Below are 11,688 nucleotides of genomic sequence, written 5' to 3'. Positions count from 1 at the left end.
CCGCATTTTCAACATCGGGCCGAAGGCGCATTCAAGCAAAGGGTTCGCGGCAATGAAACGCAAACTTACATCGGCTTCAAAGGTGGGACTTCATTGGAAACGGTTGCGCTGCAAGCACCAAGGCGACCACGCCGGATAGTCGTCATCAGCGACTTCCAGGAGGGCGATTGGCGCGACGCCCAATTCGAGACGGTAGCCTGGTTTCGGCAGCAATGGTTGTCGGGCAATTACGGACCTATCCCAGAGATGACCGTTCACCCGAAACAGAACGTCGAGGTCGCCGGTGGCTACATCGAGCGGCTTCCTCTTGCGGCCCTCAAAGGAGGCCTTGCCGACAGCGCGGAGATTTGGACCCACCGCCGTGGTGCGTTGCCACAGATGCATCGGTCCAACGGCAGCCCATTCCTGACGCGCCGGTCGTTCCAGATGAATGGGCCTGAAGCGCCATTCGCATCAAATGATATGCTGGGCCATATTCAGGCTTTCGGACCACCGTCGATCTTGTGCATATGGGGCCTTGGCGTCAGCGAAGACATATTGCTGGCGTGCCCCGACAGTTTCAAAATCTACAACTCGATCGACGCACCGGCATTGCGCGTGCCATCTGAGGTGAGCCGCCATTTCGACCTCATTCTCACCGGCGCCGCGTGGCAGTCGGAAGCAGTGCGCATTCTACATCCCGATATGCGCACCGCTGTCATGCCGATTGGACCGGAGTTTGCTTCGGGGGTAACGTTCAGACCCCTGGGTCTGGAAAAGATCTATGACGTGATCTACGTCGCTGCTGCTCAGCCTTACAAGCGGCATGACATTCTGTTCGACGCGCTGAGCCAACTGCCCCGTTCGCTGCGTGCACTGTGCGTCTGCGGCTATGGCGAGATGATGGAAGCGCTACGCCGGCAAGCTGGAGGACTCGGCATCGACGTCGATTTCATCGATCCGCCCGGGGTACCATTTGCGGAGGTGAACAGGCTTATGAACCAGGCCCGGATCGGCGTCGTTTGCGGCGTCGATGACGGCGCACCGGCCATTTTGACGGAGTATATGCTGGCTGGAATACCCGTGCTTGCAAACAGTGAGCTGAGCTGCGGACTGCAATACATCACGCCGAAGACGGGCCGTGCTGCCTCCGCCGGGGAATTTCACGCGGGTATTCGCGACATGCTTGGACGGCTGCAAAGCTTTGATCCCCGTCAAGTCGTCTTGGAGAACTGGACATGGCCGCATAGCCTTCGGACGCTCAAGAACCTTATGGGAATAACTTAGCCAGATTAATTGGAACATTCGCCGCAATCGCAGGTTCGGGGGGCCGTTGTGATTGCGAGGTGGTTGATGAATCTGCTGAATTCTGTGCCGTTGTCCGGCAGCGGTTTGCTGGAGGAAGCTCCGCTCATTTGCTTCTCGCATCTTCGATGGGACTTTGTGCTCCAGAGGCCTCAGCATCTGATGCAGCGATTCTCGCGAGAGCGCCCAGTGTTCTTCTTCGAAGAATTCATCCCGACCGACCATCCTCTTGCCTATCTGGAGATCCATCCGTTCGAAGGTACAAGCGTCAAGGCGGTCCGTCCGCGCATTCCAAATGGGTGGAGCGAGGCCGACCGTGAAGCCGCTCTTGGCAAGCTGCTTGACGAACTCATCACGCTTTACGGTGGAAAGCGCCCGATCCTCTGGTTCTACACCCCGTTGATGTTTGCCTTCGCCCGGCATGTCGATGCGCTGGCGGTGGTCTACGACTGCATGGACGAGCTGGCAAACTTCAAGTTTGCGCCCGCCAATCTCAGGGCATCCGAACAGACGTTGATTGCTGCCGCCGACGTCGTCTTCACCGGTGGCATAAGCCTGTATGAAGCGAAACGGGAGCAACACGACAACATCCACCCATTTCCATCCGGTGTCGACAGTCATCACTTCCGCGCAGCGCGGAACGTTTTGCCGGAACCCTGGGACCAGGTCGATATTCCTCATCCTCGCCTTGGCTATTACGGCGTGATCGACGAGCGGCTCGATCTGGATCTGATCGAAAGCGCCGCTGCGGCGCGGCCCGGCTATTCCTTCATCTTCCTTGGGCCGGTTGTGAAGATTTCGCCGGATGATTTGCCGCGCGCAGCCAATATCCATTATCTCGGTCAGAAAACCTATGGCGATCTGCCGGCCTACCTTTCGGGGTGGGAGGCGACGCTTATGCCATTTGCGCTGAACGATGCCACACGATTCATTAGTCCGACTAAAACTCCTGAATACCTCGCCGCAGGCCGGCCGATCGTCGGAACCAAAATTGTCGATGTGGTCCGCGGGTATGGCGATGTGCCAGGCGTCTTCCTGGCCAACGACCCACAAACCTTTGCGGAGGCCTGCGATGCTGCCCTTCATATTTCCCGCAATGATGAGACATGGCTGCAAGCCGTCGACGATATTTTGGCCCGATCATCCTGGGAGAGCACCTTTCGTAAGATGTCGGCACTTGTCGAAGAGGCTGCAGCGCAGAAAGTCCTGTCCCGTGGCCTGCCCCAAAGATTTTCCGTTCACACCCAACGGCCAGGGCCGGGAAGCTACGACTATCTGATCGTCGGTGCGGGATTTGCCGGATCGGTGCTGGCCGAACGACTTGCTTCAGATGGTGGGAGGAAGGTGCTTGTTTGCGACAAGCGGCCTCATATAGGCGGAAACGCCTATGATCACTACGATGACGCGGGGATCCTCGTCCATAAATATGGCCCGCACATTTTTCACACCAACAGCGAGGATGTGGTTGCATACCTTTCGCGCTTCACGGCATGGCGTCCTTACGAGCATCGCGTGCTTGCACAGGTTGGCGCTCTGCGACTTCCCATCCCCATCAACCGCACGACCCTGAACGCGCTCTATGGCCTCGACCTTCAGGACGAATTTGCGGCCGCACGCTTCCTGGCCGACCGGGCGGAACCCTGCGATCCTGTGACTACATCGAGAGACGTCGTCATATCTCAAATCGGTTCCGGGCTTTATCGCACCTTCTTCGAAGGCTACACGCGCAAGCAATGGGGCCTTGATGCCTCGAAGCTCGACAAATCAGTCACCGCGCGGGTGCCTACCCGCACAGATACCGACGACCGCTATTTCCTCGACCGCTTCCAGGCCATGCCGCTTGCCGGATACACGCGCATGTTCGAACGCATGCTCGACCATGAAAACATAACGGTCATGGTCGGCACGGATTTCGCCGATCTGAAGCAGGAAGGGCTGGCGAGCCACACGATCTTTACCGGGCCCATAGACGAGTATTTCGGCCATTGTTTAGGCCGGCTGCCTTATCGCAGTCTGGAATTTCACCATGAAACGCACGATGCACGACGGCTACTGCCGGTCGGGGTTATCAATTTCCCATCCGAGGATGTGCGTTACACTCGCGTGACCGAATACAAGCATTTGACCGGCCAGGTTCATCCAAAGACGAGCATCAGCTATGAGTATGCCCGTGCCGAGGGCGATCCCTATTATCCGATCCCCCGTCCTGAGAACCAGGCACTTTATAGACAATACGAGCTCCTCGCCCGCGCAGAGAGCGACGTAACATTCGTCGGGCGGCTAGGAACTTACAAATATTACAATATGGACCAAGTCGTCGGACAAGCACTGGCGACCTACCGGCGCCTGAAGCTCCGGCATGAGGCCGGCAAAGCGTTTGCCGGCGCCCGGCATGAGTAAAAGGCCTCATATCCTGCTGGCGACCGACAGTGCTGAACCGTCCGGCATGGGCGAGCATATGCTTGCTCTCGGGCGGGCGTTGAGCGAACGGTGGGAAGTCACAATAGCCCTGTTGAGCGAGGACAGGAGCGGTTTGTTGCCGCGTGCTGCGCGCCACGGAATCGGCATCAAGCTAAGCCAAGACGCGGGCGCGTTTCAGGAGTGGTTGGCGCGGTCCAGTATTGATCTTCTGCACGTTCATGCCGGAATCGGATGGGAGGGACACGGCTTAGCCGCCGCTGCAGACGCCCTGGCAATGCCGATCATCCGCACGGACCATCTCCCCTATCTGCTCACCGATGCTGATCAGATTGAGCTTTACCGGCGCGAGACCGGGAGGCTGTCGCATCACATCGTGGTTTCCGAGGCCTCGCGCCAGAGCTTCTGCGAGGCAAACGTCGCACCGTCGCGTTTGACAGTCGTGCGCAACGGCATCTTTCCGCTATCGCCGGCGCGAGCAGCGGCTGAACTAAGGCAAGCGCTCGACCTGGTGGGTAAAACTGTGCTGCTGATGGTCGCCCGCTTCACCGAGCAGAAGGATCACGCGTCGCTTGTCCGCGCCTTGCCGGACATCCTTATAACTCACCCTCAAGCGGTTTTACTTTTTGTCGGATCGGGTCCAGAAGAAGATCGTGTCAGCACCCTGGCAGGAGATTTTAACGCCTCCGGTCACGTTCGCTTTCTGGGGCACCGCGCAGATATTGCGGAGATCATGGCCACCGCCGATCTCTTCGTGCTTCCTTCGCACTTCGAAGGTCTTCCACTCGCCGTTCTCGAGGCAATGTCGCTTGCCGTCCCCGTGGTCGCGACGAGGATTGGCGGAACGGTCGAGGCGCTAGGCGGTGATCATCCCTATTTTGCGGAGCCCGGCAACCCGACGTCGATCGCCGCTGTCGTCAATCAGGCATTGAGCGATCCCCATCTTAAGGCCACCGGCAGAGCCGGCCACGCGCGTTTCGAGCGCAACTTTTCAGCCTATCGAATGGCTGATGAGACTGGCGCCGTCTACGAGCGGTTCCTCACCCAACATGCAGATCAAAAACAAAAGGATACCGAGATGCGAAAAACGCGGCTGGGCTTCATCGGCGTGGGGGGCATCGCCCATCGGCACCTGGATATCCTAGCCGGCTTCGACGATGTCGACCTCGTCGCCTTTGCCGATCCGGACCTTCCCCGTGCGGATGCAGCGGCGATGCGTTTTGGCGCCCGCTCTTTTAGCCATCACCGCGAAATGCTCGACACGCAACGGCTCGACGCGGTCTACATCTGCATTCCACCTTTTGCCCATGGCGAGCCGGAACGGGACCTCATTGACCGCAACACTCCATTCTTTGTCGAAAAGCCTGTGACGCTCGATCTGGCGCTGGCGGAAGAGATCGCAGCGGGCGTGTCGAAGACCAGCCTGATCACTGGCGTTGGCTATCACTGGCGTTACCTCGATATCGTCGATGAGGCCCGAAGCCTGCTGGCGGATAATCCAGCGCAACTGCTGTCGGGATACTGGCTGGATTCCACACCGCCTCCGCAGTGGTGGTGGAAGAAGGATCAATCCGGCGGCCAGATGGTTGAGCAGGCGACGCATCTCCTTGATCTCGCGCGCTTCCTCGTGGGCGAAGTCACCGACGTATATGGCCGGGCGGGATACACGGAAAGGGTGGAGTTTCCCGGCCTCGATGTGCCGACGGTCACGACCGCTAGCCTGACCTTTGAAACGGGCGTAGTTGCCAATATCGCCGCGAGCTGCCTTCTCGGCTGGAGCCACCGCGTCGGCCTGCACATTTTCGCCGACCGACTGGCGATCGAATTGACCGATCGCGACATCATGGTGGATGTTGGAAGAGGACGCCCAGTGCGTAGTGCCGATGGCGATCCGGTATGGCGCGAGGACCGCGATTTCATCGACGCCGTCCGTGGTGGTGAAAACCGCATCCGCTGCCCGTATGGTGATGCTCTCATCACCCACCGGCTGGCGGTGGCCGTCGTATCTTCGGCACGCAGCGGGAAGCCGATACACCTCGACGCCCCGGTTCTAAAGCGGCGCGAGCTATCGCCCTTGCTGGCACAACCACGTGCCGAGATGTCTCAAGAACTGCGGCCTGGGCACCGCAAAATTCGCTCGCTCGGCATCGAGGCGCCGGGCCGAGCCTATTTCTTCGAATACGAGGAAGGCCCGCCTGCCGATGGGCATGTGCGGCTCGACACGCTCTATACCGGTCTTTCCGCCGGGACGGAGCTGACGTTCCTAAAGAACACCAACCCCTATTTCCGCGCGCGCTTTGATGGCGAACGCGGCGTCTTCATCGAAAACGAGCCGGATCTTAGCTATCCCGTGCCTTTCCTCGGTTACATGGAGGTCGCACGCGTTTCGCAATCCCGCGTGCCCGGCTTTGCCGATGGCGAGGTGCTCGCAGCAAGCTACGGGCACAAAAGTGGGCACACTGCCGACCCCTTTCACGATCTTCTTGTCAGTATGCCGCCGGAACTCGATCCGCTGCTCGGCGTCTTTGTCGCGCAGATGGGACCGATCGCTGCCAACGGGATCCTCCATGCCGACGCGGAAGCACTTGGCGCAACCGTCCCCGCACTCGGCGCCGGCGTCTGCGGGCGAACGGTAATCGTCCTCGGTGCAGGGACCGTTGGCTTAATGACGGCGCTTTTTGCCCGTTCGCTCGGCGCGTCGGACATTCTGATCACAGATCCCTCCGAATTTCGCCGCGGCAGGGCGGAGGCGATGGGATTGATGGCGATGGACGAGGATCAAGCCTGGCAGCATGCCAAGGCGCGCTGGCACGACGGCGTCATGGGACGCGGCGCGGATGTGGCGTTCCAGACGCGAGCTCATGCAGCTAGCCTTCACACGGCGCTCAAGGCCTTGCGCCCACAGGGCACCGTGATCGATCTTGCCTTTTACCAGGACGGCGCCAACTCTTTGCGGCTGGGAGAAGAATTCCATCACAACGGCCTGAACATCCGTTGCGCGCAAATCAACCGCGTTCCCCGCGGGCTTGCGCCACGGTGGGACCGTCGACGGCTGGCCCGCGTGACGCTCGACCTCTTAAAAACGGAGGGTGCGACGATCCGCGAGCACATGATCACTCACATCGTGCCTATGGACGAAGCGCCTGCTTTCCTCGTCGATCTGATCGAGAACCGGCCGGAATTCCTCCAGGTTATATTCAAGGCCGGCGAATGACGATTGAACCAGCGCCTCTGCGGATCCTCTTCGTCTTCGCCTGGCTGGTCGTCGGGGGCGAGGAGACGGAAGTCCGGCTGCTTGCCAAGAATCTCGACCGCCGTCGCTATCGCCTCGACGTCGTGGCCTGCTTCCGAAAACCCGGCATGCCGGAGCAAACACACCGGCAGCTTCGAGGGCTGGGGATCGATGTCGATACGACGCCTTACGAATTGTCCTTCGAGGATACGGTAAAATATCTCGCCGGGAAAATCTCAGGTTACGACATTGTCGTTTCCTGCCAGAACGTAGCGGACATCTATCCGGCATTGGAGCGACTGCATCTTCGCCCGCCCCTCATTGAACATGGCGGGCTGGTCTCAGAGGCTTTGGCCGGCCCAAAACATCTGACGGCGCGTTATGTGGGCGTCTGCCGCTCGATCCGCGACGCGGCCGCGTCGCGAATGCCCGGGCGCGACCATCATGCCCTGGAAATCCCCTCTATGACCGATCTTTCTGCCTTCGACCCGTCACACCGCGACCGGGCGCGAGCGGGTCTCGGGATCGCGACAGATGAGGTTCTGATCGGTTGGGTCGGCCGGCTCGATCCCAAAAAGCATGTCGAGGACTTTATTGAGGCCGCCGCACTAGTTCATGCCACCACCAAAAGTGCACGGTTCGTTATTGTCGGCGGGCCGGACGCCTTCCTGCCGGAATATGCTGTGCAGCTCAAAGCCCTGGCCGCCCGGCGCGGGCTCGATGGTATGCTTCAGTTTCTCGGCGACCGGAACGATATCCCCTCCCTGCTCGCCGCATTCGATATATTCGTCTGGCTGTCATCCGGCGAAGGCATGCCGCACGTTATCGCAGAGGCCGGGGCGGCCTCCCTCCCGGTGATTGCGACGCCTGATAACGGTGCTATGCAGCAGATCGATGATGGGCTGTCCGGTGTCTTCGTGCCCCATCGCAGTCCAGGCGTCGTTGCGAAAAATATCGTCGCGCTTATCGAGTCCCCTGCGCGCCGTCACGCACTCGGCACCGCCCTGCGTCGGAAGGTCGAGATGGACTACTCCGTCGAGGCAGTGCTGCCGCAGTGGGAGCGGCTTCTGGCAGATGTCCATCGAGAGCGAAAGGCAGCGCGGCCTACAGGTCTGTTCCAATCATTTCTGCAGGGCGGTTTCGAATGTTCGAGCCATCGGCTCCGGCCAAAAAGCGGTGAGACGCAGGGCGATCGACTCGACTTGATCGCCGCGACTGGTCACGATCACCATGCCGAGACCGACTATCGCCAACTTCAAGGCTTTGGTATCAGCACCGTGCGCGATGGCTTCCGATGGCACCTGATTGAAAAAGCTGGCCGATACGACTGGTCGAGCATTCGTTCGATGCTCCAGGCCGCCGAGGCAACAAAGACCCAAGTTATCTGGGATCTCCTGCATTATGGCTGGCCGGACGATCTCGACATCTGGTCGCCTCGCTTCGTCGATCGCTTCGCGCGGTTCGCACGTGCATGCGCCGAGTTGGTCCGCGAGGAGAGCGACGGCATTCCGTTTTATTGCCCTGTCAACGAGATCTCGTTTTTCTCATGGGGCGGTGGTGACGTCGGCTATTTGAACCCGTTTGCCAATGGGCGTGGATTCGAACTCAAGGTGCAGATGGCACGCGCGGCCATCGCAGCGATGGATGCCATTATCTCCGTGGATGCCCGGGCCCGCTTCGTCCATTGCGAGCCGGTGATCAATGTCGTCGCGGATCCGTCGCGTCCTCACGATGCGCGTACCGCCGAAGGACATCGCCAATCGCAATTTCAGGCCTGGGACCTGATTGGCGGAAGGATATGGCCACAGATCGGAGGCGGCGAACGCTATCTTGATATCCTCGGTGTGAATTATTATTCCAATAATCAGTGGATTCACGGCGGTCAGCCGATCGACCTTGACCATCCGCTTTATAAGCCCCTCAGCCGAATTCTGGTCGAGACGTTCGCGCGCTACGGCAAGCCAATGCTTATTGCCGAGACCGGCATTGAGGGTGATCGGCGCGCATCCTGGTTTGACTATGTTGCCGACCAGGCTCTGGATGCGATCCGGTCGGGGGTGCCCTTGGAAGGTTTGTGCCTGTATCCGATCGTCAATCATCCTGGTTGGGATGACGATCGGCCTTGCGCAAATGGCCTTCTCTCCGCCGATGTCCCTCCAGGAGGACGGGCGCCATTTGCTCCCCTGGGTGCTGCGATAAGCGAACGAGCAAAAGAGTTTGCAACCTTTGACCTCGTCATATCGGGCTCGGAAGCTAGCGAGACCTGAACGCGGCTAGCTGCCGGCATTCAGATCGCCATCGCGCGAAGGCGGCTGAAAGAACGGTTGCCGCCGGGAACCCTTACCGCTTCGGGATGTTTGCCTTTCACAACCATCAAGGAGATCATGACGATGACCGACGACACGCGCCGCCCGACGCCACCCTATCCTGCGCAACAACAGGAGCCGCCGGGCCAGACAGCGGCCATGCAGCCCGTGCCCGACCATGGTGAGAAATCCTACAGGGGAAGCGGAAAGCTCGAAGGCAAGGCTGCTCTGATTACGGGCGCGGATTCGGGCATTGGCAAAGCTGTGGCAATCGCCTTTGCTCGAGAGGGCGCCGATGTGGTCATCTCGTATTTAAGCGAGGACGAGGACGCCAACGACACCGCAAAATGGGTAAAGCAGGCAGGCCGCAAAGCCGTTGTCATCCCCGGCGACATCAAGTCGGAGGATCACTGCAAGATGCTCGTGCAGCGCACCGTCGTTGAGTTGGGCGGTATCGACATTTTGGTAAACAATGCCGCCTTTCAGCGCACTTATGCCGACATCGCCGATATCGATGCCGAAGAGTGGGACGAGACCTTTCGCACAAACATCTACGCACCGTTCTTTCTCGCAAAGGCGGCAATCCCACATATGGCGCGCGGCAGTGCCATCATCAACACCACGTCCATCCAGTCGCGCCAGCCGTCACCCGAGCTGCTAGCTTACGCCTCGACGAAAGGCGCTATTTCCAACTTTACGGCGGGACTTGCCGAGATGCTCGGTGAACGAGGCATTCGCGTCAATGCGGTCGCGCCCGGCCCCATCTGGACGCCGCTCATCCCTTCGACGATGCCGGCCAAAAAAGCTGCGACGTTCGGAGGAAATACCCTGATCGGGCGGGCTGGACAGCCTGCGGAGCTTGCCGGCGCCTACGTGCTTCTCGCTTCGGATCTCGGCAGCTACATGACCGGAGCAATCATCCCGGTGACCGGCGGGGAAATCATGATCTGATCACAGCCGCAGACTATAGGAAAAGGCCGCCAACGATGACGGCCTTTTCATCGTTTAGCCGGCTAGGCCGCCCTCTTGCCCTTGGCGTTTGCAGACGCCTGCGCAAGCTGGGTCAACTTCTTGTCCGTCGCTACTTCTTCGGCAAGGTTTGCCTGAAGCAGCGGAACAGCATCCTTGAGGCCGAGCTGGTTTGCCCAAGCGATGAGAGTGCCGTAGCGGGCGATCTCGTAGTGTTCGACGGCCTGAGCCGAAGAGATGAGTCCGGCATCAAGTGCCGGCGACCCCTTGAATTCTTCCATGATCTCTTCACCCTCGGCGATGATGCCCTGGATTGCCTCGCAGGTCTTACCTCGTGCCGGCTTGCCTAAAAGCTCGAATACCTGATCCAGGCGTTCGATCTGCGCCTGAGTTTCGTCGCGGTGCTGCAGGAAACCTGCCTTGCCTTCCTCAGACTGGGCGGCGCGGGCCATTTTCGGCAGCGCCTTCAGGATCTGCTTTTCTGCGAAATAGATGTCCTTGAGTGTATCCAGGAAAAGGTCATCAAGGGTTTTCGTGGTGCTAGTCGCCATGGTTATTCCTCCTTTGGCATGGGCTTGCGGGGGTAAACTCCCGAGTAGTTTTGATTGTTTCCTCTCCGAAATTAACCGGCGCTCCGTTGCCGGAGCGCCGTCTCTTTCCGGCCAAGGAAGAGAGGCCGATCAGCGATACTGCCAGACAGTCCGACGCCAAGGGGCGCCGGGCCGATCCGCAGGTGTGTAACCACGCGGGACCACCGTTGTTCCCTCAGACCTTGGCTTTTTCGCCGGCTTCGCGAAGTGAAAGGAACTTGGTTGTCACGGAGACAATGTTTTCATCAAGCCACTGTGCCATCGCCTTCTCTTCGGCAAGGTTTGCCTGGAGAGCAGCGCTGGCCGCTCCATAGCCGCCGGCTTCGGCGATGGTCAGCAGCGACTTATAAGCCGCCATTTCGAAATTCTCGAAGGCGAAGTTCGCGAACGCGTTCTTCAGGATTTCGTCTCCGGCCATGGTATGGCCCATCGCGGCCATCGACCCCGTCAGGGAAAGTGCCATGTCCTTAAGCGACGAGTGGTCTTCGTTCAGACTGTCGAGCACCTCTTTGATACGGACGATCTGGCCCTCGGTCTCTCGAATATGTTGGTCGAGCTTTGCTGCAATCCCCGGATAGTTCTCAATACGCGAGAGCTGAGGTTTCATGATCGAAAGCGCCTGGTTTTCCATGGCGTGGGCATTCTTAAGGCCAGTGATAAAAATTTCTCGGGTTTCGTTCTCGGACATCGAAAATCTCCTTGTTGACCGGCTCGAACTTCGCACGCCCGGCGATGTTCCAAACTTTTCGGCAGAGTGAGCGGCGGCGCCGTCCTTCCGATCGAGTGGCCCAGGCTCTGGACCGACAAGGCTCTCACGCTAGTTTCTTTTGTCGAACACGCGAAAACGAGCGCAAGACGTGCAACTTTCTGCCGTGGGAGCAGGGCCTAG

The 11,688-nt window shown here is 59.3% G+C and carries 7 protein-coding genes; 5 read left to right on the top strand and 2 right to left on the bottom strand.

Features of this window, described 5'->3' with window-relative positions; genetic code table 11:
• Positions 1–246 precede the first annotated feature (246 nt).
• The 5 genes from OIU37_RS22805 to OIU37_RS22785 all read left to right on the top strand — a co-directional run bounded on the left by OIU37_RS22805 (position 247) and on the right by OIU37_RS22785 (position 10,191).
• On the top strand, positions 247–1,266 hold the full coding sequence (locus tag OIU37_RS22805) for a glycosyltransferase (RefSeq protein ID WP_372353387.1): 1,020 nt from the start codon (positions 247–249) through the stop codon (positions 1,264–1,266).
• 66 nt (positions 1,267–1,332) lie between these two features.
• Positions 1,333–3,684 (top strand): UDP-galactopyranose mutase, encoded by a 2,352-nt coding sequence (glf, locus tag OIU37_RS22800; RefSeq protein WP_264258711.1) that lies wholly within the window; start codon positions 1,333–1,335, stop codon positions 3,682–3,684.
• On the top strand, positions 3,677–6,916 hold the full coding sequence (locus OIU37_RS22795) for a glycosyltransferase (RefSeq protein WP_264258710.1): 3,240 nt from the start codon (positions 3,677–3,679) through the stop codon (positions 6,914–6,916). The genes glf and OIU37_RS22795 overlap by 8 nt, the downstream gene beginning before the upstream one ends.
• Positions 6,913–9,201, top strand: coding sequence for a glycosyltransferase family 4 protein (locus OIU37_RS22790; protein ID WP_264258709.1), 2,289 nt, complete (start codon positions 6,913–6,915; stop codon positions 9,199–9,201). Before OIU37_RS22795 ends, OIU37_RS22790 begins: the two co-directional genes overlap by 4 nt.
• Before the next feature lie 123 nt (positions 9,202–9,324).
• Positions 9,325–10,191: an SDR family oxidoreductase gene (locus tag OIU37_RS22785; RefSeq protein WP_280526511.1), complete on the top strand. Its 867-nt coding sequence runs from the start codon at positions 9,325–9,327 to the stop codon at positions 10,189–10,191.
• A gap of 62 nt (positions 10,192–10,253) precedes the next feature.
• On the opposite strand, the gene OIU37_RS22780 is transcribed toward OIU37_RS22785, so the two are convergent.
• Positions 10,254–10,760, bottom strand: coding sequence for a ferritin-like domain-containing protein (locus tag OIU37_RS22780; protein WP_128461526.1), 507 nt, complete (start codon positions 10,758–10,760; stop codon positions 10,254–10,256).
• Positions 10,761–10,974: 214 nt separating this feature from the next.
• On the bottom strand, positions 10,975–11,487 hold the full coding sequence (locus tag OIU37_RS22775) for a ferritin-like domain-containing protein (RefSeq protein ID WP_264258708.1): 513 nt from the start codon (positions 11,485–11,487) through the stop codon (positions 10,975–10,977).
• Positions 11,488–11,688: the final 201 nt, after the last annotated feature.

The organism is Rhizobium sp. BT-226 (genome assembly GCF_025847085.2).
GTDB classification, from domain to species: domain Bacteria; phylum Pseudomonadota; class Alphaproteobacteria; order Rhizobiales; family Rhizobiaceae; genus Rhizobium; species Rhizobium sophorae.
This window is presented reverse-complemented; position numbering and strand designations above follow the sequence as displayed.